Below are 24,488 nucleotides of genomic sequence, written 5' to 3' on the forward strand. Positions count from 1 at the left end.
AATTGCAACAGAAATTAAAACTACCCCACTACACTTATAAAAATACTTAACTTAATCTTAACAATTTATTTTCACTATTAAATTTTAAGTGTAGTACAATTAAGTTATATAATTATTTTTTAAGGGGAATGTATAAATGAAGAAGATATTGTTTTTAATACTAACAAGCTTTTTAGTATTGGCTGCGTGTGGGAATGACGAAGAAAGTAAGTTAGATGACACAAAAGAAACCAAATCTGAAGATAAAGAAAGTAAAAAAGATGATAAAGAATCTGATGAAGAAAAAGATAAGTCAGATGAAAAACAAAAATCTGACGACAAATCATCTGAAGAAGTAGCAGCACAAGATGAAAGTACTGAAGAAGCTCAATCGCAAGAACAAGTAAATACACAAGAGCAACAATCTACACAATCACAACAACAAACACAACAAGCACCTGTTCAGTCACAAGAACAAGCACAACAAACACCTGTGGCTGATGAACAATCGACTGCAAATACAGAAACGAATTCTAATGAATCATCGGAGAATCCATATTTAAATATGCCAAATCAAGAATGGAGAAATAATACAAGTAACGGCTTATCCTCTGGAGAAATGCAAACAAGAAATGAAATACTAAAAGGCAGTTATGAAGGCGAAGATGCTGACCAAATACTAGAAGCAATTAATCATTACGAACAGGAATATGGAAAATAAGCATTATATAGTAGAGATGTAGTATGAAAAAAATCTTGTTTTTATTATTAGCAAGTTTCTTAGTACTAGCTGAATGTGGTAATGAAGAAGAAAGTAAGAAAGATGATAAGGAAAAAGAATCAAACAAAGAAAAATCAGATGATGACTCTAATGAAGGAGTAGCGAAACCAGATAAAAATGCTAATCAACTCCAAGAACAAATTAATACGCAGGAACAGCAAAATACAAAACAATCTGTGCAATCGCAAGAACAACAAAGAAGAGAAATTGATTTAAACAGATTACCAGGTGGCGATTTCACTACTGAAGGCATGTCCAAAGATGCTCAAATTCAAATAGAAGAATTAACTAGACAAAAAGATTTTGAAAGATTACCACAAAAAGAGTACAACGATCAAGTATCTACAATTATGAATAGTGAAATGAATTGATTCAACTTATACTTAATACTCATAGACAAAAAAGGCTTAGCCACAATGGCTAAGCCTTTTGATATGGAGACGGCGGGAGTTCATTATACCGTTTATGTATACATTTAAAAATCGTTATAAGTATTGTCATATCAACGTTTACATTGTCTTACTAAGTTAGTGTAAAATGTTAAAATTGCAAAAACAACATAAATTTGTGCACTCTGAACATTTTCATTCCCGTATGCGTAAGTCTTTTATTTTCTATTAATTTTTAAAATGTAATTCACACGATTTACAATACAACTTATCTTTTGGTTCTTGGCCAAATTCTTTTTTTAAGTATGTAACTAATGTTATGATACCGATAAGAATTAAAAAAGCAGGTATTACACTCAAAGGTGCTTTTGTAATACTACCAGAAAAAAACCAACCTAGTATTGAAATGCCAGTAATAAAATACATGAATAGAAGTAAACATCCCATACAACTTGTTCCCCTAGAATTTATAACAACAGCTCCTGAATTACATCGCGGACATCTGCACCAACCCATTATTAAAAACCACCTTTTATATTTAATTTTATATCACATTTATTCTTTTTACAATATAATTTTTTCAACATTGCAAATTTCAAAATTGAAATCGTCTAGATTTGTAGACAACTGATACTTTAGTTCTCTATATAATTAGACGTCCAATCACCTGCCGTAACGTTTCGTTACATTAGCTTATGACCTCGTGTTTCACGCCCCTATTTTATGACTGAACGAATCATTCACCCTATATCACATCGCTCTTAAGAATTGCTCATAATTATCAAATATTCCACTCTGACATTCACTCTGTGCTGCATCGAGAAATCAATTTACGTATAGTTTTTCGTTTGATGTTAGTTAGATAATATAGTTATACATTTATAAATTTGAATATTACTTAATTCTTATTTTTCATATTTTTAGCAATATCTATTAAATCTTTTTCTGTGAATCCTTCTTCTATATGTATACCTTCTACTTCAAAGGGATGTTCTGGATAATACCAATTAAATAACTCTGTACCTTTTATAAATGTAGGGCCTTCTACTTGCATAGCAGGGTAAAATTCATTTAATTTATTTAATAATACTGCTTCTAATCCATCTAAAGTTTTTCTTAAATCATCAGAAGATTTCAAGGCTTTATTAACATATTGAATGATTTTGTCATTATTATTTCTATGATTTTTTACATGTTTTAAAATTTGAATTTCTATAAAATCATTTAAAAAGTATAGCTCATTATATGATCCACCAATTAAAATAGTAGTATCTGTTTCTCCAAAATAAGAATATAGAACAGAAGTGTCTTTTTTTAATATATGAAGTCCTTCTTTTATTTCAAAATGCTTATTTATAAACTTAGCTAATTTAATATTTTCTATTTTACTATTCTTATTTTTCAAACTCTCTAAATCAAGCTTAATTTCATAAAGCATAGCAATAGATTTCATTAATGTTGAATAACTAAGCCTTGTAAATTTATCCACTAATTCTAACAACTCTTTTTTATCATTTAGCTCTTCTATATATTTTTGATTTTCAATTTCCATTTCTTTCTTACTTTTGTCGATATATATTTTATAATTAGTTTCAAAATTTTTAATTCGTTTATCTTCTTCTCTAGTTTTTCTTTTCCATACAAATAACCACATTATATTAATAATCGTTACTATACTACTAATAATTGCTATAACTGTGGCAATGAGTGTTATTAAATTCATAACTCAATCCTCCTAATCAATATATTTTTCTAAAGTTTATCAATTTGATAAATCTCTCAGTCTTGCTCTATGTTACATAGTAAAATGAATAAATGTATGGTTTTATTCATGCAAACCATCTTTTTTAAACTCTTATTTTAATTATAATTATATATAAAATTTCATATGCGGCTTTTCTTCTTTATAATAATCTAACCTATCTTGTAACGTACCTGTATGTAATTCTAACTTGTGGCCGTCTGGATCAGTAAAATATATTGATTGTTTATCTCTTACATCTCTATTACGTCCTTCTAATATATTAACATTGTTATCCTTTAACCATTGATACCATTCTTCAAATTCACTTTCATCAATTGTAAACGCCATATGTGTATATGAGTATTGAATTTCATTTCTAGGTATATCTTTTTCTTCATTCAAAGCTAACCACAGACCACCTAATGTGAAATACGCTGTTTTGCTACTCTCTACTAAAATTTCAGCTTTTAAAATGTCTTTATAGAAAACAATAGACTTACTAATATCTGCTACTGAATAAGTTACGTGGTTTATAGATTGAATCATTAAAAAAAATCCTTTCATATTATATAATCACTTCAATTTTTTCTCCATACGATAATTTGTAGTTTCGAAACCCATTTTATTATATAAAGATACAGCTCGTTTATTGTGTCCGAATACATGCAAAGCAATGCTTTCTACTCTTTTATTTTTGCAGTATTCTTCTATACATTCCATCGTTTTTGTACCTAAACCTTGCCCTCTATATGTATCTTTAATTTTAATATCATAAATAAAACATTTCTTTTTTTCTTTAACAGCAAATATATGGAGCCATAGGTATCCTATATCCACACTATTATTTATCACAGACAGTAAATATTGATTGCTTGTATTTAACCCCTCAGGCAGTAAATTTTCAAATTCTCTACGCGCTCTTTCAATTGACCCATCCTTCTCCCAATCACCACTTTTAACATGTTCTGCAGCATATTCAATTATACTTTCCTCATAAAATACTTTGAAAGTTTGCTGATTCATGTTTTCTATGTAAAGACTCATATTTAATTCCCCCTTAATCTAATAAATACTTTGAATTATATGATATCATTGTTTCAATTGATCGAATATTCAAATAATAGAGGTTAGGGCGTATTAAATTTATGATAAAAGGAATTTTATTTGATTTAGATGGAACAATTTTAGATAGACCTTCTTCGTTAAATAAGTTTATGGATTATCAATATGACAAATTCATTAATTACCTAAACCATATTGATAAAAATACTTTCAAAAGTAAATTTATTGAGTTAGATCAAAATGGTTATGTTTGGAAGGATAAAGTTTATACACAATTAATAGATATCTTTAATATTAATCATATAACCGCTGACATTTTACTAGATGACTATATCAACAATTTCAGAAAACATTGTTTACCGTATCCAAATCTAAAAGAATTGTTAGATATACTCGTCTCAAAGAATTACAAAATAGGTATCATCACAAACGGAAAATATCCTTTCCAATACAATAATATTAAAGCATTAAAAATCGAACACTACATGGATGTCATTTTAATTTCTGAAAAGGAAAACATCAAAAAACCTGATCCTCTTATTTTTGAAAAAGCAGCTAAAGAATTAGAAGTAGATTTATGTGAGTGTATTTTCATCGGTGATAGTTTTAAAAACGATTATGAAGCATCTAAGTTAGCAGGAATGCATAGTATATACAGATTAAATGGAGAAAATGATATTCATAATGTAACTGATAGTATTCAAAATTTGTATGAACTAACTGGTATTATTAAAAAATTCTAATAAGACCATATAAATTATTCGTTAATATTATATATTTATAATTAAAATACAATGAAAAGGTGGATACGTATGGAATTCAGAAAAATTCAAAGTGAAGATTATAATAATTGTGCTAAAAACTTGGTTTCAGCTTATAAGGGGCCCCCATGGTATAATGATTGGTCTGAAAAAGAAGCGTTACTTAGAATTGAAGCTACAATGAGCGGCTTTAATTCTAGAGGTTATGTCATTGAAGAAAATCATAAAATAATAGCCATGTGCATAGGTAGAATAGACTATTATTTTAGTGACATGAGCCAATTTTGCATAGACGAATTTCATGTCGTCCCTGAATTCCAAAACAATGGTATAGGTAAAAATTTAATGAATTCTGTCTCTAATTCACTCAAACTTAGTGGAATATATAAAATTTTTCTAATTACAGGTGGAGAACCAGCAGCAAAATTTTATACAAAAAATGGATTTATAAAAACAAACGAAGGAATCATGATGGAACTCGAATTATGATTAAAAAAACAGGTACAATTAGAATTAAAATAAACGATATCAATTACGTGCAGCAGTGAGATTTGAAATATGTATCAACTTAAATACAAAAAAGGCTTAGCCACAATGGCTAAGCCTTTTGATATGGAGACGGCGGGATTCGAACCCGCGTCCAGAGGTCCTGATACAGATCTTTCTACGTGTGTAGTCTATCATTGAGTTTCGCATAATGGTAAGTGATAGACGGCCATCATTATGCTAGTTTGATTAATCTCTTCTAGGCAGACTTCAAACGGCAGTGCCTAGCGTATCCTACTAAAGGTTGAATCGCGGTTAACAGCACATAGGAGATGCCGTTAGGCGATGCAGAGTGCTATTACGCAGCTACTGCGAAATTATTGTTTTCTTTGCCAGTTATTATAACTGTGTGTGTTAGTGACGGAGACAACCCTCCGACACGCTTAACCTGCTCATGGTACCCCTGTCGAATCCAAAAACGCCCCCTAAATAGTATAAAATGCACTTCCTGTCCACTTCACGCTTATCGCTCAGCTTTTTAGAAAGCACATATTATATTACCAAAGATCAGGGTCTTTGGCAATATATCCGCTTAATAACGGTCTTTCATCGCTCTATCCATGTCACGTTTTACTGCTTTATCTTTCAATGCTTGTCGCTTATCGTAATTTTTCTTACCACGTGCAACACCCAGCAATACTTTACAGTGTCCATGTTTTAAATAGAGTTTCAATGGCACAATCGAATAACCCACTTCTCTCGTACGCTCACCTAATTTTTCAATTTGACGTTTGTGCAATAAAAGTTTACGTGAACGGCGAGGATCATGGTTAAAGCGATTGCCTTCTTCATACGGGGCAATGTGCATATTATTAAGATACATTTCACCGCGATTAACTTGCGCATAACTATCCTTAAGATTGGCACTGCCACGACGAATTGACTTAATCTCAGTCCCTTGTAACACAATGCCCGCTTCAATCGTATCTTCAATGACGTAATCATGTCTGGCTTTACGATTTTCAGCTAGTGTTCCTGGTGATTTTTTCTTTGGCATTGAGTTTCACCTCTTTGTTGAGTTATTTTTTCTTCTTACGTGCTTTATTTTTCACATTTTTATCTTTATAAAATGGTTTGTGTTTTGTATTACCACTATTTGATTTATCGTTGTTACGTTGATTTTTACCTCGACGTTGTTTGTGTTTCGTTTTATCCTTGCTATCATCTTTAGATTTATCTGATGATTTACCACGAGGATTCGCTTGGATTGTCTTACCACGTGAAGGTCTTTGACTACGTTCATTTTTAGGTAATGGCATACCAACGATTTGGAAATCGATCATGCGCTCATCTACGTCTACGTTGATGACTTTAATTTGAACTGGGTCGCCTATACGGAATACTTTAGCCTGACGTTCACCAATCATTGCCATTTGACGTTCATCGAAATGGTAAAAATCGTCTGTCATATTCGAAACGTGTACCATGCCTTCAATCGTATTTGGTAATTCAACGAACATACCAAAATTAGCAACTGAACTTATAATACCTTCGAATTCTTCGCCAACATGTTGTACCATATATTCTGATTTTTTAAGTTCATCTGTATCACGCTCTGCTTCAATCGCTCTACGTTCTCTTTGAGATGTATGATCAGCAATTTCTGGTAACAGTGCTTCCCATTTTGACTTCTCTTTATTGTTCATAGATTGTTCTACAATATATTTACGTATTAATCTATGTACGATTAAATCAGGATATCTACGTATTGGTGACGTGAAATGTGTATAGTATTCAGCTGATAAGCCAAAGTGTCCTAAATTCACATCATCATAGCGTGCTTGTTGCATTGAACGTAACATCATTGTTGAGATAACCATTTGTTCTGGTTGGCCTTCAACTTCTTGTTGAATCTTTTGTAATGTTGAAGGATGGATTTCTTCTCCTGTACCTTGAATCATTAGTCCAAAATTCGTAATAAAATCAAAGAATTTACGTAAACGTTCTGATTTTGGTTGTTCGTGAACACGATATATGAATGGTACTTCTAAGTGATCGAAGTGTTCTGCTATCGTTTCATTTGCTGCAAGCATAAATGACTCGATTAAGCGTTCCCCTTCGCCACGTTTTCTCAATTCTACATCTGTTGGGATACCTTCTTCATTAACGATTACTTTTGCTTCACTAATATCGAAGTCGATTTCACCACGACGTCTTCTCATGTTAACTAAACGCTGTGATAGATCTTGTGCTAAGTCTAGCATTGGTGTGACTTCACTGAATTTTTCACGTGTGTCTGCATTTTGATCTGTAATAATTTCATTCACTTCATCATATGTCATACGATAATTTGAATGTATCACACTATCAAAAATCTCATGCTTAACGACTTCTCCACGTTCATTAAATTCCATGCGACAGCTCAATGTTAAGCGATCAACATCTGGGTTTAAAGAACAAATACCGTTACTTAAGCGGTGTGGAATCATAGGAATCACACGGTCAACTAAATAGACACTTGTAGCACGACTATATGCTTCTTCATCTAAGGCTGATCCTTCAGTGACATAATAACTAACGTCAGCGATACTGACTGTTAATTGTGTATGGCCGTTACTTAACTTTTTAATTCCAATTGCATCATCTAAATCTTTAGCATCTGCGCCATCAATCGTAATTGTAAGTTCATCACGTAAATCGTGACGACCTTCAGTTTGTGATGGTTCAATTTCATCCGGTACTGCTTCAGCTTCTGCTAAAACATTGTCTGGAAATTCAATTTCAATGCCATGTTGATAAATGATTGATAATATATCTACCCCTGGGTCGTTTTTATGGCCTAATATAGCCGAAACTTGTCCTTCGGGATTGTTTGTACCATCTGCGTACTTAGTGATCTGTACGAGTACTTTATGACCGTCTATAGCACCTAAGTTATGTCCTTTAGCGATAAAGATGTCTTGCATAATACGTTTATCATCTGGTAACACAAAACCAAAATGGCGTGCTTCGCTAAATGTACCAACCACTTGTGTGACTGAATGCGTTTCTATCGATTTCACTTCGCCCTCTAGCTTACCTTTGTGTTCACCCTTTGAATTTTGTACTTCTACTAGTACTGTATCACCGTCCATGGCTCTATTAATTTTTGTAGGTGGAATAAAGATATCATCCATTTCACCTTCTTCTGGACGTAAGAATGCAAAGCCTTTTTTATTCTGGCTTAGTTTACCCTTCACCAATTTTGATTGTTGGGATTTGTTAGATTCCTTGCGTTGATATCTATCTGTTTTTGTACGTTGAATTAAACCTGTTTGTTCTAATTCAACAAGCACCTTAATTAAGTCTCTAAATGAGTCGGCACTATTTAAACCTAATGCATCTTGAAAATCAGATACAGACATGGGTTCATAATCTGGTTGTTTAATAATTTCTTCAATGGATGGTTTTAAATTCATTATGCCCCTCCTTTCTCTTTTTAAATAATTCTATAATTTTTATTCAGACCAATCTAATGATTCTAAAAATTGGTATACATCTTCAAATACTAATTCTTTTTCTTTATCAATTGTAATGACATGTCCGGAATTCGCATACCATTTAATATCTTTTTCATCAGACTCGCTCTCATTGTATATAATGTTTGCAGAATCTGTATTGATCATTTGGTCTTGTTCTGCTTGAACGACCAATAATGGATCCATTACTTCGTCCACATGATCTCTTACATCTTGGATTTGTCCTTGAAGCTCTTTTAAAGTTTCAGTAGGTTGAAAAACGTCCATTTCTTTATTAATTGTGGTTTCGTCTTTACCTTGATACTTTTTAAAATTGCGGGCATATTCTAGTACACCATCAAACATAGACCCTTCCGTCTTAATGTACATAGGTGAACACATAGTTATAATACCCTTTACATCTCTGTTTAAGCTTAATTTTAATGCATAGCAGCCACCAAGGGACAAACCAGCGACTACAATTTCATCGTATCCTTTTTCGACTAAAAAGTCATAACCGTCTAATGCTTCTTTAAACCATACAAAAGGACTGGATTTTAATATTTCTTCAGGGGGTGCAGCATGTCCTTCATAATGAGGCGCATAAGATGTGTACCCTTTTTTCTGTAAGAATCGACCTAATTGTCTTACATCTGATGAATTCCCAGTGAAACCATGTAATAATAACACAGCTCGGTTGCCTTCTTCAAAAAAGAACGGCTCTGGAAGTTTGATTTGCATCGTGATTCAACCCTTTCGCTTATGCTTTGATTTCGAGTTAATTAATTTTTATAAATTTCTTTTTAGCATACAACATATCTATTATAAATAAAAAAGCCCGACTTTAACATTGTCGGACCTTATAAACCAAAATAACTTATGCCTAACATTAACAAGAAGAAAATGACAGACAATATAATTGTTAATCTATGCAAGAATAAATCGACACCGCGTTGCTTTTGTTTACCAAATAACTGTTCGGCGCCACCACTTATCGCACCTGATAGTCCATTACTTTTACCTTCTTGGAGTAATACAACAGTTACTAATGCAATACATACTAAAACTAAAATGATCATTACTACTGTATGCATGAAAATTGTCCTCCATTCATTATATACGAATCGCATTATACCACACGTTCGTCCTCTTTAGCAAACTACTATCTGTTGAACGTACTCTTACGTTTAATAGATACAGCTAACATATAAATCGCTAATACAAATGACATAATCAATACAACTGTTAATGGAATTAAATTAATTCCAGCTTTAACATCTAATATTGATCCATATACTGGACCGATATTAACTACATTATACAAGATTTGTGAGATGAATACAGCAAACATAAACCACCACAAGTAGGTATGTCTATTCCAGATGGCGATGATACCTGCTAAGTTAGCAAATATGTACATTACGCCTGTAAATTGAAAACTATTTTTAATTGTTCCAACAGCATTTTCCGATGGCTTTTGTTCACTGTTTAAAAGTAATTGTTTAATTACACTATCATCTAAAACAACAAATAAATGTACTGCATAAAGAATAGCGATGATTAATGAACTATAAGCAATCAGATGAGCCGTTTTTGTTTCTTTTGATTTAGGTTTTACATCCATATAAATTAAGGCTCCTTCTATGATTTACATCTTTAATTATATCAGTTTCATAGTGAAAGATGAACAATTTAAGCAAGTCTTACTATATAAATTATGTGACATAATTTATATAACCGTACAGTAAGGTAGTACTACAAATTCTGTGCGTCAGGATTACATATACCTTCATACCTCCAGTTAAGCGGATGTATTCATTAACTGCGCACCACTCAAGTGACCTCTTGGGATTACAATAGCAAAGCTATTGCATAAGAAGACCTAACCACTAAAGTGATCTCTTGAGGATTACAATAGCTAAAGCTATTGCATAAGTCCTACTAATCTCAATTTCATTGAGATAGTAGGACTTTAAAAAACACGCAAGCCATAAATGACTTGCGTGTTAGCGCGTGAACTCTTTAATTTTTAAGCGGTATTATTTAGATAAGTTATAGAAAGATTTAAGTCCGTCAAACTTAGCAGTTTCGTATAATTCATCTTCAATACGTAATAATTGGTTGTATTTAGCAATACGGTCTGTTCTTGATAATGAACCTGTTTTGATTTGACCAGCATTTGTTGCAACAGCGATATCAGAAATTGAAGTATCTTCTGTTTCACCTGAACGGTGAGAAATAACTGCTGTGTAACCAGCTTTTTGAGCCATTTCAATAGCTTCAAATGTTTCAGTTAAAGTACCGATTTGGTTAACTTTAATTAAGATTGAGTTACCGATACCTTTTTCGATACCTTCTTCTAATTTAACAGTGTTTGTAACGAATAAATCGTCACCTACTAATTGTACACGGTCACCGATACGTTCAGTTAATACTTTCCAACCGTCCCAGTCGTTTTCGTCCATACCGTCTTCAATAGAGATGATTGGATATTTGTTAACTAATTCTTCTAAGAAATCAACTTGTTCTTCAGCATTACGTTTTTTACCATTTTCGCCTTCGAATTTAGCGTAGTTATAAACGCCATCTTCAAAGAACTCAGAAGATGCACAGTCAAAGCCTAAGAATACATCTTTACCTGGTTCTAAACCAACTGCTTTAATCGCTTCTAAAATAGTCTCTACAGCGTCTTCAGTGCCTTCGAATTTAGGAGCGAATCCACCTTCGTCACCAACTGATGTTTCTAAACCACGGTTTTTAAGGATTGATTTTAAGTTGTGGAAAATTTCTGCACCCCAACGTAATGATTCTTTAAATGTTTCTGCTCCAACTGGTAATACCATGAACTCTTGGAATGCGATTGGTGCATCAGAGTGAGAACCACCATTAACAATGTTCATCATTGGAACTGGTAATTGTGTACCGTTGAATCCACCTAAATATTTGTAAAGTGGTTGGCCTAATAAATCAGCTGCTGCACGAGCTACTGCTAGTGATACACCAAGAATAGCGTTAGCACCTAATTTACCTTTGTTTTCAGTACCATCTAATTGGATCATCATTTTGTCGATAGATACTTGTTCTAATACTGAAAATTCACCTTCAACTAATTCTGGTGCAATAATTTCGTTTACATTTTCAACTGCTTTAATAACACCTTTACCTAAGTAACGGTCTTTATCACCATCACGTAATTCTACTGCTTCGTGTTCACCAGTAGAGGCACCTGATGGAACTAATGCGCGACCAAAAGCGCCACTCTCAGTTAATACTTCTACTTCAACTGTTGGGTTACCGCGTGAGTCTAAGACTTCGCGTGCGTAAACATCTGTAATAATTGGCATGTTTATAATCTCCTTTATAAATAAGTAGTTTAGAAATATTAAATTTCATCTTCATTATAGCTTTAAATACTATAAATACAAAGTAATTTAATTCTCTTGTGTTGTTTATAGATGCTATAAATTATCAGAATAAGAAACCCTTCTATCTAAATTTATAGCATCAATTTTCACTCTAAATTTTAATTCATTAAATTAATGATTGATTAATGATTCACCAGTCATATCTTCTGGCTGGTTTACATTGAGTAAATCTAATAATGTTGGTGCTAAGTCACCTAGACGACCTGTTTCACGTAATGTTACGCCTTCTTTAGTAACGATAACTGGAACTGGATTTGTCGTATGCGTAGTCATTGGTTTATCGTCATCTGTTAATACCATGTCTGAGTTACCATGGTCTGCAGTAACGATAGCGTGACCACGCATTTCTGTAATCTTATCAACCACTTCGCCTAGACATTCGTCTACAGCTTCTATTGCTTTAATTGTTGGCTCAAGCATACCACTGTGTCCAACCATGTCAGGGTTAGCAAAGTTTAATAAGATTAAATCTAAGTCGCCTTTATTTAATTCTTCAATCAATGCATCTTTAACTTCGTATGCACTCATTTCTGGTTTAAGATCGTAAGTTGCGACTTTTGGTGAGTCAATTAAACGACGACGTTCACCTTCAAATTCAGCATTACGACCACCACTCATGAAATAAGTGACATGCGGGAATTTTTCTGTTTCCGCAATACGCAATTGTTTCAAACCATTGTCTTGAACAACTTCACCGATAGTATTTGTTAAATCAACTTTTTCAAAAACGATTTCTGCTTTCACATTGTCGTTATATTTTGTAAACGTTGCATAAAATAAATCATCAATTTGTTCAACATCGAAACCTTCGAAAGCTTTGTCTGTAAAGATTTCAGAAAGTTGCCCTGCTCTGTCGGGACGGAAGTTATAAAAAATAACTGCGTCGCCATCATTCACACCGTCATTTTGATCTTTTACGATAAATGGTTCAACAAACTCGTCTGTTAAATCTTTCTCGTAGTTAGCTTCAACACCAGCTTTAGCTGATTCAAAAGTTTCACCTTTAAAATTACGGATTGCATTATAAGCTTTTTCTTCTCTATCCCAACGTTTATCACGATCCATTGCGTAATAACGGCCTGAAATAGATGCAAATTGGCCAATGCCAAGTTCATCGAATTTAGCTTGCGTTTCTTCGATATATTTTAGTGATGATTTTTGATCTACGTCACGTCCGTCTAAGAATGCGTGAACGTAGACTTTCTCAACACCTTGTTTTTTAGCTAATTCTAATAATGCGAACAAGTGTTTATAATGACTATGAACACCACCATCAGATAATAAGCCAAAGAGATGTAGCGCTGAATTATTGTCTTTAACGTGTTGAATTGCGTTGTTTAATACTTCATTATCAAAGAAATCACCGTCTTCGATAGATTTATTGATACGCGTTAAACTTTGATAAACTACACGTCCAGCACCAATATTCATATGACCAACTTCTGAATTACCCATTTGACCTTCAGGAAGACCAACATCTAAACCACTTGCTTCGATTTGCGTTGTTGGATATTTACTGTAGTAACGGTCGAAATTAGGCTTATTAGCTAGTTTTACAGCATTACCATGTTCTGTTTCTCTGTTTGCAAAACCGTCTAAAATAATTAATGCAGTTGGTTGTTTCGCCATATTATTTTGCACCTTCTAACAATTGTACAAAATCATCCACTTTAAGTGATGCGCCGCCTACTAATGCGCCATCGATGTCTGATTGAGCCATGTATTCTTTAATGTTGTTAGGTTTAACACTACCACCATATTGAATACGAGTTGCATCTGCTACTGTTTGACTAGATAACTCAGCAACTGTTTCTCTTACAAATGCACACATTTCGTTAGCATCTTCAGAAGTTGATGATTTACCAGTACCGATAGCCCAGATTGGTTCATAAGCAATAACTACTTGTTGTAATTGATCTTCAGATAAACCTTCTACTGCTTTTTTCACTTGGTTGCCAACAACTTCGTTTGCTTTTCCACTTTCGCGTTCTTCATCAGTTTCGCCAACACAAATGATTGGTGTCATACCGTGGTTAAATACAGCATGTGCTTTTTTGTTAATGTCTTCGTCTGTTTCTTTGAAGATTTCACGACGTTCTGAATGTCCAATAACAACATATTTAACACCAAGGTCTGCTAATGCAGCTGGAGAAGTTTCACCAGTAAATGCGCCATTATCTTCGAAGTAAGCATTTTGAGCACCGATTTGTAATCCTTGTGCTTTACCATCATTTACTAAAGTAACTAATGCGTCTAATTGAATTGCTGGCGCACAAATTACAGATTCTACTTCTTTAGTGTCTGGTAATGTTGGTAATGCATTAACGAAATCTTTAGCTTCTTGAACTGTTTTATTCATTTTCCAGTTACCTGCGATAATTGGTTTTCTCATTATATAACACTCCTATTAGTAATTTATGATTAATATTTAAAAGCTATAATCATGTCTTGTATGTTTAGTCGTGCAATTATTTGTTAGCAATTGCGATAACGCCTGGTAGCTCTTTACCTTCAAGATATTCTAATGAAGCGCCGCCACCAGTTGAAATGTGACTGAAGTCATCTGCATATCCTAATGAAATTGCTGCTGCAGCTGAATCGCCACCACCGATAATTGTGTTAGCATCTTTTAGTTCAGCGATTGCTTCACAAATACCAATCGTACCTTTAGCAAAGTTACTTAATTCAAATACACCCATTGGTCCGTTCCATATAACTGTATGCGCACCTTGTAATTGTTCTTTGAATAATTCTACTGTTTTCGGTCCAATATCCATTGCTTCTTGATCAGCTGGGATATCATCAACAGATACTTCTGTGATTTCAGCGTCATTTGAGAATTCTTTAGCAATTTTGCAATCTACTGGTAAAACAATTTGATCGCTCGCACGGTCTAATAATTCTTTAGCAAAGTCGACTTTATCTTCTTCTAATAACGATAAACCAATTTCTTTACCTTGCGCTTTGAAGAATGTGTACGACATTCCGCCACCGATAAGTACTTTGTCAGCAATTTTCAATAAGTTCGTGATGACACCAATTTTGTCAGAAACTTTAGCGCCACCTAAAATTGCAACTACAGGTTTATCAGGGTTTTCAACTACGCCACCGATATATTTAATTTCTTTTTCCATTAAGAATCCTGCAACTGTTTCTAAATTAGATGCGATACCAACGTTAGACGCGTGCTCACGGTGAGCTGTACCGAAAGCATCATTTACGAATACATCGCCAAGTGATGCCCAGTATTTGCCTAAGTCAGAATCATTTTTAGATTCTTTTTTACCCTCAACGTCTTCAAAACGTGTATTTTCAACTAAAAGTACATCGCCTTCGTTAAGTGCTTTAACAGATTGTTCCAGCTTTTCGCCACGTGTTTCAGGTACAAACGCAACATCTTTACCTAATTTTTCTGTTAATGCTTCAGCAACTGGTTTTAAAGTTAATTCTGCTTTATCGCTTTCTTCTTTAACTTTACCTAGGTGAGAGAATAATACTACTTTTCCACCTTGTTCAATAATATGCTTGATTGTTGGTAAAGCTTGAACGATACGGTTATCATCAGTGATTTCGCCGTCTTTCATTGGTACGTTAAAATCTGCACGTACAAGTACAGTTTTACCTTTTAATTCTATGTCAGTTACAATTTTTTTAGCCATATAAGCTTCCTCCTCTGAATGGAACAATAAAGTAAAATAAGCGGAGAAGCGATGTGCTCCCCGCTTACTCCTAAGCTTATTGTTTAAATTTAACAACATCTAAGCTTGTTAAATTAATTTTTTAATCCGAATTATTTAGATTGGTCAGCTAAATATTCTAAAGTACGAACTAATTGTGAAGTGTAAGACATTTCGTTATCGTACCAAGCAGCTATTTTAACTAATTGGTGATCTCCAACTGTCATAACACGTGTTTGTGTTGCATCGAATAATGAACCGTAAGTCATACCGATTACGTCAGAAGAAACGATTTCGTCTTCAGTGTAACCAAATGATTCGTCTGAAGCATTTTTCATTGCTGCGTTAACGTCTTCAACGCTTACGTCTTTTTCTAATACAACTGTAAGTTCAGTTAATGAACCAGTAGCAACTGGAACACGTTGAGCGCCACCGTCTAATTTACCATCGATTTCAGGGATTACTAAACCAATTGCTTTAGCAGCACCTGTTGAGTTAGGGATGATGTTTTCAGCAGCTGCACGTGCACGACGTTTGTCGCCTTTTCTGTGTGGAGCATCTTGAGTACTTTGGTCACCAGTATATGCGTGAATAGTAGTCATGAAACCTTCAACTAAGCCGAAGTCATCATTTAAAACTTTAGCTACTGGAGCTAATGAGTTAGTAGTACATGAAGCACCTGAAACAACTGTTTCTGAACCATCTAATTCACTGTGGTTAGTGTTATAAACGATTGTTTTTAAGTCGCCTGTTGCTGGTGCAGAGATTAATACTTTTTTAGCGCCAGCGTCAATGTGAGCTTCTGCTTTTTCTTTATCAGCGAAGAAACCAGTACATTCTAAAACAACATCGATGTCTAAGTCTTTCCAAGGTAATTTACTTGGTTCAGGTTCTGAGAATGATTTAACTTCTTGACCATTTACACGGAATCCGTCTTTTTCTACTTCAACTTCTCCTGTGAAGCGACCTTGTGTAGTGTCATATTTTAATAAATGAGCTAACATTTCGTCATCTGTTAAATCGTTAACTGCTACTACGTCAATACCTTCTACGTCTTGAATTCTTCTAAATGCTAAACGTCCAATTCTACCAAAACCATTAATTGCTACTTTAACTGCCATTATAATGGCCTCCTTTAAAATGATATTTAAAAAGTGTTTTTCACCTTTTATTACTATTGTTTTGCGATTACTCTTGCCGCAGCTTCGTCTGTGATTAATACAGTGTTATTGGGTGCAATTGAAAGGTAAGCTTTAATAGCTTCTCCTTTTGATCTACCCCCAGCTACGGCAAAGATAAACTTCTTCGACTCAAGATCTTCTAACTGTAGTCCAATCGTTTTCACTTTATGGACAATGTCACCCTGATCATCGAAATAATATCCAAATGCTTCTCCCGAGGCATTGTGATGTTGAAGTTTCTCTATAACTTCACTAGGTGATTGACGTCTTCGCGCCATCTTCAGCGCATCACCAATGCCGTGGATTGTAATATTGGATTCTTTAATTTTCTCAAGTGAATGGATGACTGATGGTTCTAACATAAGCGTGTTATATGTTGTCTCACTTACATTATCTGGGACATACAATGTGGTATAATCACCGTTCGTTTGCTGCGCCATACTTGCAGCAATCGTATTCGCTTGATATACAACATTTTCACCAAGCCCTCCACGCGCAGGTACGAATAATACATTGTACGGTTGCTTGTGCATGGCTTCGCTAACATATGCCATTGTTGAACCACCAGTCACAGAAACTATTGCATGTTCGTAAAGAATATCTTCTACAAGTTGTCCCGCCTGACGTGACAACTCAACCTTAACTGTTTTATCAGCATCTGAATCGCCAGGTATGACGTAAACTTCTTTGATGTTGTACTGCTCTTTAATAACTTGCGCAAGATGATGATCATCTGAATAAATATTGAAATAGCTATTCAATTGACGAATTGTTGTTTCACCTTCTTCAGTTATTTCCATACCTGTCGGTTTAACTTTGATAAGTTCTTGTTTCTTCAATATATCTGTTTCAGAACGTAATACGCGTTCAGTCAAATCCATGTATTCACTTAAACTTCGTCTACCTACGGGTTGATGCTTGGAGATAGTAGTGAGTATTGAAAAACGACGATACATCTTTTCAACAATTTCTGGAACTAACTTTTGTTGAATTTTTATCAAGTCCTTCACTACTATCCACCTCCATTTCCATTTAAAGGGTCAAGTTCTAACCATAGATTGACTTTTTGCGTCCCTGGTGGGACAAAAAAATATAACCTCTTATAACAGCAATACTACTACTATATTTTTCAAATTGCAAGAGAAATACCTATCTATTAATTATTGACTATTGACCATTAAAATTTTAGTTACTTTTGTAACTGTCTACAATAATTTAATACCCGTTAAAAACATCAATTAATCATTCATACTTATTATTTTTTAATAGTACATATAATAATATAAACACATATTATTCACATTCTTGGGCTTTTACAAGCGTGAATGATTGAATGGTTGTCCTATTATCATTAAAATAGCTTTATAATACTATTTTGGAGGAAAAACTATGTCACAAAAAGATCAACCAGAGGTTATCGATCCGGATGACCAACGATATAAGAACCCAGATCATTTTAATAAGCATAGTCAAAAACCATACGCTGGTACACAACAACACCAGTCATATAACTATACGAAAAATGTCGGTTGTGGTTGTGGGCCATTCGGTTGTTTGAGTGGTTGCATCACTTTAATACTCTTGTCATCACTTCTTACTTTCTTATTAAACTTCTTATTTTAATTCAATCTGATTCATATTAGCTTTTACTTTATTTAAAATTATAAATGCCCTGCACTTCAAGTTAATTAAAATATAGTTTAAAAATAAAGTCTGTATTGGCCTTTATATGAGTTCGACTAATTACTAATGATAAATGATTGATTAATTTTAAAAAAATGACAGTAATTTGCTACGACTCCTACAGGAGATGCACCAACTAAAGTCTAAAGCTGTACTCATGTGGGACACGTGCATAAAAAATGCCAACAAAGTCGTAGTCTTTGTCGATAATATAAAAAGAAGCACTCGTTTGCACGAGTGCTTCTTTTTAATAAATTATGCACCTATATCTACTAAACAGTTATTAACAATATTAATCTTCTTCTGATGAATTTGAGTCATTGTTTTGTGATGATTTTTCTTGTGTGTCAGCTTGACTACTTCTTTCTTCTGTTGAAGGTTCAGGCGTTTGCTCTTCAGTTGAAGGTTCTGAAGTTCTTTCTTCTGTTGATGGCTCAGGTGTTTTTTCCTCTGTCGTACGCTCTTCGGTAGTACGTTCTTCAGTAGTACGTTCCTCTGTAGTTTGCTCTTCAGTAGAGCGTTCTTCAGTTGTTGCTTCTTTTGTTTTTTCAGGAGAGTCTTTTTCTTCTTCTGTTGTACGTTCAGCTGTTGCAGGTTGCTGAGTTTGCTGTTGAGTTTGTTGCGTCTCTTGTGTCTGTTGCGTAGTTGGAACTTGCTGAGTTTGTTGTTGAGTTTCTTGTGATTCTTCTGTCGATTTCTCTTTTTTCTTATCTTTTTCTTCTTTAGTCTTTTCTTTTTTCTTATCTTTTTCTTCTTGCTTTTGATCAGCTAAACGTTCATCGGCTTGTTTCGAATGATCTACAAAGGCAAAAATGGCAAAAACTAATCCACCTACTAATAACAAGACAATAATCGCGCTCACAATTTTTGCAAAAGTGCTCATTTTCTTGTTATTTTGATTATGCTTTGGCATAAGCTCCCCTCACTTCAATTTATATCATAACTTTTATATTTATTCTAAATGTACTTTCATTAACAAATGTATATTTTACACTATTTTTTATACTAATCAAACCGATTAACTATTTTTTAATATGGATGTTATCTTGATGTCATATCTATTGTAAAATACAAATATGTCTTAATATTTTATGTTTCAATTTAATATTAATCTAAACCAAACTATATTTACAATACTTTTATTTAATTTCAAATGATACTTTACATGTTTCACTATTATCATAACAGGATGTGAGCTAAATATGAATAAACATGATTTATTAAATGATTTAGAGCAGCAGGATCACCATAACAAAAAAGGCCTTCGCCAAATGATGGTTGAAAATGATAACTATGAACCAAAGCCCACTTCAAAAAAGCGTTATTTTTTCTTTAGTTTTATAATTTTCCTTCTATTAGTTATTTTCAGTCTAATTTTTCTTTTCATCTAATAGTAAAGCTGTAAAAATCTTATTGAGGATACATTTATATAAGCGCTATCTAAATAAAAAGATAGTTATAAATCTTTAATTACGTTAGCATATAAATATAGGCCTATACGATAATCGCATAGGCCACTACTAAAGGGAGTCAAAATTTTACCTTCGTTAGTATATTATGGGGTATACTCGAAATAATTAAGAGATGATTAATTAATATCGAAGGTACCCTTATTATAACGGCATCCTATATTATTTTAAATACTTCTTAAGATGACTAAATGACATATTCTTGAACAATTTTCGAAAGAATTATGTCAGAAAAGCAATTAGCTTGAGTCGTTTTTAATCATTACAGTCTAAAGCATTACTATTTTATGAGGTGATATAATGAAACACTATTTAATAACAGGCGGCACAGGTATGGTTGGTAGCCAACTCGTTGAAGCTATCAAGCAAAGTGATGCGCATATAACGATACTTACTAGACAAGACAAATCAACTTCACATCCCAAAATAACATACGTTAATTGGTCTAAAGCAAATTGGGAATCTCAAATTCCTGATATTGACATTGTTATTAACCTTGCAGGTGCAAGTTTAATGAAACGGTGGACAAAAGAACATAAACAAGCAATTATGTTGAGTCGCATACAGTCTACGCAAGCATTATTCGACTTGTTTAAAAATCGCAAACAAAAACCTTCAGTATTCTTCAATGCGAGTGCAGTTGGTTATTACAAACCAGATTACGATCGAACTTATACAGAATTATATCAATCACTCCCATTTGATTTCTTATCGGAAGTAGTTTACCAATGGGAACGTCGTGCACGTCAGTTTGAATCATTAGGCACACGTGTTGTAATTGGTAGATTTGGCATGATTCTTGCAGAAGATGGAGGCGCCTTACCTTTAATGAAACTACCATATGAATTTTACCTTGGTGGTAAACTCGGTTCAGGTAGACAATGGTATTCTTGGATTCATTTAGATGATTTAACAAGAGCAATTCTCTATACAATTAACCACGGAAATGCGCAAGGCGTTTTCAACTTTACAGCGCCTATTGTTGAACATCAAAATTTATTCGGCTATACACTGGCACGTGTCACACACCGCCCCCATTTCACTTGGGTGCCTGCATTAGCCTTAAGATTAGCTTTAGGTCAAATGTCTACAGTTGTATTAGACACACAAAAAGTAATTCCAAATAAATTACAGGCTATAGATTTTAAATTTAAATATCCAGATTTAAAAATAGCTTTAGAAGATTTAGTAAAATAATGAATAAAAAAAGACAAGCCACATAATGTGACTTGTCTTTTTTACTTAAGCTTTTATATTATTTTTAATATTATGCTTCAGGAACCATAACTTGGTCAACTAAACCGTATTCTTTAGCTTCTTCAGCTGATAAGAAATTATCACGATCTGTATCTTTTTCAATTTTTTCAATTGACTGACCAGTACGATCTGCTAAAATTTGGTTTAATTTTGAACGTGTTTTAAGAATATGATTCGCAGCAATTTCAATTTCTGTTGCTTGACCTTGCGCACCACCAAGTGGTTGGTGAATCATTACTTCAGCATTTGGTAAAGCAAAACGTTTACCTTTTGCTCCTGCTGCAAGTAGGAATGAACCCATTGAGGCAGCCATACCAATACAGATTGTTTGTACATCTGGTTTAATGTGTTGGATTGTATCATAAATTGCAAATCCAGCCGTCACACTTCCGCCCGGTGAATTGATATAAAGATAGATATCTTTTTCAGCATCTTGTGCTTGTAGGAATAATAATTGTGAAACTATAGAGTTTGCTACATTATCATCGATTTGTGAACCTAACATAATAATACGGTCTTTTAATAAACGTGAGTAAATGTCATATGCACGTTCCCCACGGTTTGTTGTTTCAATTACTGTAGGTATTAAATTCATTAATATTGCCTCCTCATTTCTAATTGATAAATTTATTTTAACTCAAAAGTCAAATATGGTCAAAAATTAAGCTCGAAATTTCACGAAACTTACATTATTCTTATTGACCGTTACTTCTAAGATTTGTACACTTGTATTACCGTGTTTTTTAACCCCTCGTAGTGTAATGGATAACACGTAAGATTCCGGTTCTTAAAATGGGGGTTCGATTCCCTTCGAGGGGACTTTCATAAGATTTTCTAAACATCACCCGATACCATAGGTTATTTATATATCTATGATGTCGGGGTTTTGTTTTTTATATTTAAAAACACTCAAACCATTAACCACTTTTATCATATACCCTTTTTCAATATATCTAGTAATCTATGTAGTTTATAATATGCTAAAAATCTATGCAAGACAATTGTTTCTCATTATTAAAACAAGACTTTATAGGTTTATTTTACATTTATAAAACTACTACCTAAAACATCTCTCACATCATGGATTACTAAAAAGGCATTTTCATCTTCTTCGTTAACAAGCTTTTTCACTCTTGTTACTTGAGATTGTGGCACTACCACGTATAGCATACGCGTCTCACTCTTAGCATAGCCACCTTTACCAGTTAATATCGTAGAACCTCTACCTGTAAAAGCATTAATTTTATCGCTAATTGTTTCGCTTTTACTTGATATAACAGTAACTGCTTTTTTAGGATTAAACCCTTCTATGATAAACGATGTCGCTCTTTCGGTTACGAATAGCATAATGATTGTAAATAACACATTTTGTAAAGGGAGTACCATTAAAAAAGATAGCACGACAAGCGCATCCAATACAAAGATGCCTTGTGATGTTTTAATTTCTGAATATTTATTAATTATCTTAGCTATGACTGAGGTGCCTCCGAGTGTACTACCCGTCGCAATAACTAAACCTCCGCCAATACCAATGATAGCCCCACCAAACACAGCGTTAATCACAAAATTATCCACACCTAGATTTATATTTTCAGTTAAATGTAAAAAAAGTGAGAGTGACGTATTTGCTATAACTGTATATACTGCAGTCGTTTTACTCAAAAATTTCCAACCAATTAATACAACAAGTGTATTGATAATTAATGAAGTCCACGCAGGCGACAATCCAAATGAATATAATAGTGCTAGGGATATACCAACAGTGCCCCCATCTCCTAAGTTAGATCCAAGTAAAAAACAATTGACACCTATTGCATTAATAAACGTGCCTATTATACAAAGGATAATATTTTTAGAATGCTTATTAAACAGTTTTGACATAAACTCACTCCTTCGACTCCAAGAACAATAGGTTTGAAGCATTGTTCTATTGCTATTACGCATCATAAATTGTATTAATTATATAAAAAAACACCTCTTTATAGAGGCGTTAATAGTCAAAATGAAATTATACAATTATTTTATAATAATTCTAGCACAACTATTTCACGTATGACTAGATTTATTTTTAATAATGCCCTAAAATTTCTCAAAGTCAGTATTGAAGGGTCCAAACTGAAATTTAAAACTGTAAAGCATATTATTTCAGTTCAATTGGTTCGCCGCTTCTCAACTTATCCGCCATTTCATTCAACTTTCTTAATCGATGATTCACACCAGATTTAGATATATTGCCAGAAGTCATCATTTCACCTAATTCTTTAAGTGACACTTCTTGATGTTCTACTCTTAGTCTTGCAATTTCACGTAATCTTTCAGGTAAATTATCTAGACCAATTTCTTGGTCAATTAAACGAATGCTTTCTACATGTTTCATAGAGGCACTTACTGTTTTGTTCAAATTAGCAGTTTCACAATTCACCAATCTGTTAACAGAGTTTCTCATATCACGTACAATACGGACATCTTCAAATTTCAATAGTGCTTGATATCCACCGATTAAACTTAAGAAATCAGAAATTTTTTCCGCTTCTTTTAAATAAGCAATACTACCTTTTTTTCGTTCGAGATGCTTGGCGTTCAAATCATATTTATTCATTAACTGCGTTATACCTTCAGAATGGTCTTCATATAATGAAAATATTTCTAAATGATAAGATGATGTTTCTGGATTGTTTACTGAGCCACCAGCAAGAAAAGCACCACGTAAATAACTTCTTCTCATTTCATCATCATGAATCAATGCTTCATCAATTTCGTGCGTAAAGACGCCACTTTTTAAAATACCTAATTCATCCAATATTTCTCTAGCACGTACTTTAATACGACAGATATAAATATTGTTCTTTTTTAATTTCATTTTCTTTCTCACAAGTAGTTCCACTTCAACATTAAAAACTTTTTTAATTAACGAATATATACGTCTTGCCGTAGTAGCATTTTCAGTTTGTACGTTAATAACAAATTGTTGGTTGGAAAGACTGAGTGCACCATTCATACGAATAAGCGCACTGAGCTCTGCTTTTGCATTCTCTTCATCTACTTCTATTCTAGTTAGTTCATTCTTCATCTCGGATGCAAAGCTCATAGATTAATC

General features: G+C 33.5%; 26 protein-coding genes, 1 tRNA gene and 1 other RNA gene. 8 read left to right on the top strand and 20 right to left on the bottom strand.

What is annotated here, in order from left to right:
* Window positions 1–136 precede the first annotated feature (136 nt).
* Together AAA453_RS12185 and AAA453_RS12190 are read left to right on the top strand one after the other, a co-directional pair.
* Window positions 137–700, top strand: coding sequence for a hypothetical protein (locus AAA453_RS12185; protein WP_427705202.1), 564 nt, complete (start codon window positions 137–139; stop codon window positions 698–700).
* A gap of 23 nt (window positions 701–723) precedes the next feature.
* A complete protein-coding gene (locus AAA453_RS12190; protein WP_427705204.1) occupies window positions 724–1,131 on the top strand; it encodes a hypothetical protein in 408 nt (135 codons plus the stop codon).
* Between the two features lie 246 nt (window positions 1,132–1,377).
* Here AAA453_RS12190 and AAA453_RS12195 read toward each other — a convergent pair whose 3' ends face one another.
* From AAA453_RS12195 to AAA453_RS12210, 4 genes are all read right to left on the bottom strand, one after another.
* On the bottom strand, window positions 1,378–1,596 hold the full coding sequence (locus tag AAA453_RS12195) for a hypothetical protein (RefSeq protein ID WP_427705207.1): 219 nt from the start codon (window positions 1,594–1,596) through the stop codon (window positions 1,378–1,380).
* 451 nt (window positions 1,597–2,047) lie between these two features.
* Entirely contained in the window at window positions 2,048–2,872 is an 825-nt protein-coding gene (locus AAA453_RS12200) for a hypothetical protein (protein ID WP_427705209.1), read from the bottom strand.
* Between the two features lie 147 nt (window positions 2,873–3,019).
* Window positions 3,020–3,439, bottom strand: a complete 420-nt coding sequence (gene fosB / locus AAA453_RS12205; RefSeq protein ID WP_427705212.1) for a FosB/FosD family fosfomycin resistance bacillithiol transferase — start codon at window positions 3,437–3,439, stop codon at window positions 3,020–3,022.
* A gap of 27 nt (window positions 3,440–3,466) precedes the next feature.
* On the bottom strand, window positions 3,467–3,937 hold the full coding sequence (locus AAA453_RS12210) for a GNAT family N-acetyltransferase (RefSeq protein ID WP_427705214.1): 471 nt from the start codon (window positions 3,935–3,937) through the stop codon (window positions 3,467–3,469).
* Window positions 3,938–4,038: 101 nt separating this feature from the next.
* Here AAA453_RS12210 and AAA453_RS12215 point away from each other — a divergent pair, with 101 nt between their 5' ends.
* On the top strand, window positions 4,039–4,698 hold the full coding sequence (locus AAA453_RS12215) for an HAD family hydrolase (RefSeq protein WP_427705217.1): 660 nt from the start codon (window positions 4,039–4,041) through the stop codon (window positions 4,696–4,698).
* A 69-nt stretch (window positions 4,699–4,767) separates the two neighbouring features.
* Window positions 4,768–5,205 (top strand): GNAT family N-acetyltransferase, encoded by a 438-nt coding sequence (locus AAA453_RS12220; RefSeq protein WP_427705220.1) that lies wholly within the window; start codon window positions 4,768–4,770, stop codon window positions 5,203–5,205.
* Window positions 5,206–5,326: 121 nt separating this feature from the next.
* Here AAA453_RS12220 and ssrA read toward each other — a convergent pair.
* The 12 genes from ssrA to AAA453_RS12280 all read right to left on the bottom strand — a co-directional run bounded on the left by ssrA (window position 5,327) and on the right by AAA453_RS12280 (window position 17,992).
* Window positions 5,327–5,688: a transfer-messenger RNA gene (gene ssrA, locus AAA453_RS12225) on the bottom strand.
* 106 nt (window positions 5,689–5,794) lie between these two features.
* Window positions 5,795–6,259: an SsrA-binding protein SmpB gene (smpB, locus tag AAA453_RS12230; protein ID WP_002508246.1), complete on the bottom strand. Its 465-nt coding sequence runs from the start codon at window positions 6,257–6,259 to the stop codon at window positions 5,795–5,797.
* Window positions 6,260–6,281: 22 nt separating this feature from the next.
* Window positions 6,282–8,660 carry a ribonuclease R gene (gene rnr / locus AAA453_RS12235; RefSeq protein WP_069833349.1) on the bottom strand — a complete coding sequence of 793 codons (2,379 nt, stop codon included), beginning with the start codon at window positions 8,658–8,660 and terminating at the stop codon, window positions 6,282–6,284.
* 39 nt (window positions 8,661–8,699) lie between these two features.
* Window positions 8,700–9,440: an alpha/beta hydrolase gene (locus AAA453_RS12240; RefSeq protein WP_069817923.1), complete on the bottom strand. Its 741-nt coding sequence runs from the start codon at window positions 9,438–9,440 to the stop codon at window positions 8,700–8,702.
* A 119-nt stretch (window positions 9,441–9,559) separates the two neighbouring features.
* Entirely contained in the window at window positions 9,560–9,793 is a 234-nt protein-coding gene (gene secG / locus AAA453_RS12245) for a preprotein translocase subunit SecG (protein WP_002508249.1), read from the bottom strand.
* 68 nt (window positions 9,794–9,861) lie between these two features.
* A complete protein-coding gene (locus tag AAA453_RS12250) occupies window positions 9,862–10,323 on the bottom strand; it encodes a hypothetical protein (RefSeq protein WP_427705222.1) in 462 nt (153 codons plus the stop codon).
* Between the two features lie 415 nt (window positions 10,324–10,738).
* A complete protein-coding gene (gene eno / locus AAA453_RS12255; protein ID WP_021339867.1) occupies window positions 10,739–12,043 on the bottom strand; it encodes a surface-displayed alpha-enolase in 1,305 nt (434 codons plus the stop codon).
* Between the two features lie 192 nt (window positions 12,044–12,235).
* Window positions 12,236–13,753: a 2,3-bisphosphoglycerate-independent phosphoglycerate mutase gene (gpmI, locus tag AAA453_RS12260; RefSeq protein WP_427705225.1), complete on the bottom strand. Its 1,518-nt coding sequence runs from the start codon at window positions 13,751–13,753 to the stop codon at window positions 12,236–12,238.
* Window position 13,754: 1 nt separating this feature from the next.
* Window positions 13,755–14,516 (bottom strand): triose-phosphate isomerase, encoded by a 762-nt coding sequence (gene tpiA / locus AAA453_RS12265; protein ID WP_427705228.1) that lies wholly within the window; start codon window positions 14,514–14,516, stop codon window positions 13,755–13,757.
* Between the two features lie 76 nt (window positions 14,517–14,592).
* On the bottom strand, window positions 14,593–15,783 hold the full coding sequence (locus AAA453_RS12270; RefSeq protein WP_427705231.1) for a phosphoglycerate kinase: 1,191 nt from the start codon (window positions 15,781–15,783) through the stop codon (window positions 14,593–14,595).
* A 131-nt stretch (window positions 15,784–15,914) separates the two neighbouring features.
* Window positions 15,915–16,922: a type I glyceraldehyde-3-phosphate dehydrogenase gene (gene gap / locus AAA453_RS12275; RefSeq protein WP_002508255.1), complete on the bottom strand. Its 1,008-nt coding sequence runs from the start codon at window positions 16,920–16,922 to the stop codon at window positions 15,915–15,917.
* 53 nt (window positions 16,923–16,975) lie between these two features.
* On the bottom strand, window positions 16,976–17,992 hold the full coding sequence (locus AAA453_RS12280; RefSeq protein WP_069833346.1) for a sugar-binding transcriptional regulator: 1,017 nt from the start codon (window positions 17,990–17,992) through the stop codon (window positions 16,976–16,978).
* A 379-nt stretch (window positions 17,993–18,371) separates the two neighbouring features.
* On the opposite strand from AAA453_RS12280, the gene AAA453_RS12285 reads away from it, so the two are divergent.
* Window positions 18,372–18,605, top strand: a complete 234-nt coding sequence (locus AAA453_RS12285) for a hypothetical protein (protein ID WP_285324297.1) — start codon at window positions 18,372–18,374, stop codon at window positions 18,603–18,605.
* A gap of 352 nt (window positions 18,606–18,957) precedes the next feature.
* On the opposite strand, the gene AAA453_RS12290 is transcribed toward AAA453_RS12285, so the two are convergent.
* Window positions 18,958–19,578: a DUF4887 domain-containing protein gene (locus AAA453_RS12290; RefSeq protein WP_427705233.1), complete on the bottom strand. Its 621-nt coding sequence runs from the start codon at window positions 19,576–19,578 to the stop codon at window positions 18,958–18,960.
* 289 nt (window positions 19,579–19,867) lie between these two features.
* On the opposite strand from AAA453_RS12290, the gene AAA453_RS12295 reads away from it, so the two are divergent.
* A complete protein-coding gene (locus AAA453_RS12295) occupies window positions 19,868–20,056 on the top strand; it encodes a hypothetical protein (protein WP_069817916.1) in 189 nt (62 codons plus the stop codon).
* Between the two features lie 378 nt (window positions 20,057–20,434).
* Window positions 20,435–21,331 carry a TIGR01777 family oxidoreductase gene (locus AAA453_RS12300; protein ID WP_069833343.1) on the top strand — a complete coding sequence of 299 codons (897 nt, stop codon included), beginning with the start codon at window positions 20,435–20,437 and terminating at the stop codon, window positions 21,329–21,331.
* Window positions 21,332–21,401: 70 nt separating this feature from the next.
* Here AAA453_RS12300 and clpP read toward each other — a convergent pair whose 3' ends face one another.
* Entirely contained in the window at window positions 21,402–21,986 is a 585-nt protein-coding gene (gene clpP / locus AAA453_RS12305) for an ATP-dependent Clp endopeptidase proteolytic subunit ClpP (RefSeq protein WP_069817914.1), read from the bottom strand.
* A gap of 152 nt (window positions 21,987–22,138) precedes the next feature.
* On the opposite strand from clpP, the gene AAA453_RS12310 reads away from it, so the two are divergent.
* A tRNA-Arg gene (locus AAA453_RS12310) sits at window positions 22,139–22,210 on the top strand.
* 216 nt (window positions 22,211–22,426) lie between these two features.
* Here the strand turns inward: AAA453_RS12310 and AAA453_RS12315 are convergent.
* Together AAA453_RS12315 and whiA are read right to left on the bottom strand one after the other, a co-directional pair.
* A complete protein-coding gene (locus AAA453_RS12315; RefSeq protein WP_069817913.1) occupies window positions 22,427–23,272 on the bottom strand; it encodes a YitT family protein in 846 nt (281 codons plus the stop codon).
* Between the two features lie 259 nt (window positions 23,273–23,531).
* Entirely contained in the window at window positions 23,532–24,479 is a 948-nt protein-coding gene (gene whiA / locus AAA453_RS12320) for a DNA-binding protein WhiA (RefSeq protein WP_427705237.1), read from the bottom strand.
* Window positions 24,480–24,488: the final 9 nt, after the last annotated feature.

Source organism: Staphylococcus parequorum (genome assembly GCF_039237145.1).
In the GTDB taxonomy this organism is placed as follows: Bacteria; Bacillota; Bacilli; order Staphylococcales; family Staphylococcaceae; genus Staphylococcus; species Staphylococcus equorum_A.

Coding starts and splice junctions, on each gene's coding strand:
- AAA453_RS12190 (WP_427705204.1), top strand. CDS start 724: ATGAAAAAAATCTTGTTTTTATTATTAGCAAGTTTCTTAGTACTAGCT.
- AAA453_RS12210 (WP_427705214.1), bottom strand. CDS start 3,937: ATGAGTCTTTACATAGAAAACATGAATCAGCAAACTTTCAAAGTATTT.
- AAA453_RS12270 (WP_427705231.1), bottom strand. CDS start 15,783: ATGGCTAAAAAAATTGTAACTGACATAGAATTAAAAGGTAAAACTGTA.
- AAA453_RS12195 (WP_427705207.1), bottom strand. CDS start 1,596: ATGGGATGTTTACTTCTATTCATGTATTTTATTACTGGCATTTCAATA.
- fosB (WP_427705212.1), bottom strand. CDS start 3,439: ATGATTCAATCTATAAACCACGTAACTTATTCAGTAGCAGATATTAGT.
- AAA453_RS12315 (WP_069817913.1), bottom strand. CDS start 23,272: ATGTCAAAACTGTTTAATAAGCATTCTAAAAATATTATCCTTTGTATA.
- smpB (WP_002508246.1), bottom strand. CDS start 6,259: ATGCCAAAGAAAAAATCACCAGGAACACTAGCTGAAAATCGTAAAGCC.
- AAA453_RS12285 (WP_285324297.1), top strand. CDS start 18,372: ATGTCACAAAAAGATCAACCAGAGGTTATCGATCCGGATGACCAACGA.
- AAA453_RS12215 (WP_427705217.1), top strand. CDS start 4,039: ATGATAAAAGGAATTTTATTTGATTTAGATGGAACAATTTTAGATAGA.
- tpiA (WP_427705228.1), bottom strand. CDS start 14,516: ATGAGAAAACCAATTATCGCAGGTAACTGGAAAATGAATAAAACAGTT.
- rnr (WP_069833349.1), bottom strand. CDS start 8,660: ATGAATTTAAAACCATCCATTGAAGAAATTATTAAACAACCAGATTAT.
- gap (WP_002508255.1), bottom strand. CDS start 16,922: ATGGCAGTTAAAGTAGCAATTAATGGTTTTGGTAGAATTGGACGTTTA.
- eno (WP_021339867.1), bottom strand. CDS start 12,043: ATGCCAATTATTACAGATGTTTACGCACGCGAAGTCTTAGACTCACGC.
- AAA453_RS12240 (WP_069817923.1), bottom strand. CDS start 9,440: ATGCAAATCAAACTTCCAGAGCCGTTCTTTTTTGAAGAAGGCAACCGA.
- gpmI (WP_427705225.1), bottom strand. CDS start 13,753: ATGGCGAAACAACCAACTGCATTAATTATTTTAGACGGTTTTGCAAAC.
- whiA (WP_427705237.1), bottom strand. CDS start 24,479: ATGAGCTTTGCATCCGAGATGAAGAATGAACTAACTAGAATAGAAGTA.
- AAA453_RS12200 (WP_427705209.1), bottom strand. CDS start 2,872: ATGAATTTAATAACACTCATTGCCACAGTTATAGCAATTATTAGTAGT.
- secG (WP_002508249.1), bottom strand. CDS start 9,793: ATGCATACAGTAGTAATGATCATTTTAGTTTTAGTATGTATTGCATTA.
- AAA453_RS12250 (WP_427705222.1), bottom strand. CDS start 10,323: ATGGATGTAAAACCTAAATCAAAAGAAACAAAAACGGCTCATCTGATT.
- clpP (WP_069817914.1), bottom strand. CDS start 21,986: ATGAATTTAATACCTACAGTAATTGAAACAACAAACCGTGGGGAACGT.
- AAA453_RS12290 (WP_427705233.1), bottom strand. CDS start 19,578: ATGCCAAAGCATAATCAAAATAACAAGAAAATGAGCACTTTTGCAAAA.
- AAA453_RS12220 (WP_427705220.1), top strand. CDS start 4,768: ATGGAATTCAGAAAAATTCAAAGTGAAGATTATAATAATTGTGCTAAA.
- AAA453_RS12295 (WP_069817916.1), top strand. CDS start 19,868: ATGAATAAACATGATTTATTAAATGATTTAGAGCAGCAGGATCACCAT.
- AAA453_RS12185 (WP_427705202.1), top strand. CDS start 137: ATGAAGAAGATATTGTTTTTAATACTAACAAGCTTTTTAGTATTGGCT.
- AAA453_RS12300 (WP_069833343.1), top strand. CDS start 20,435: ATGAAACACTATTTAATAACAGGCGGCACAGGTATGGTTGGTAGCCAA.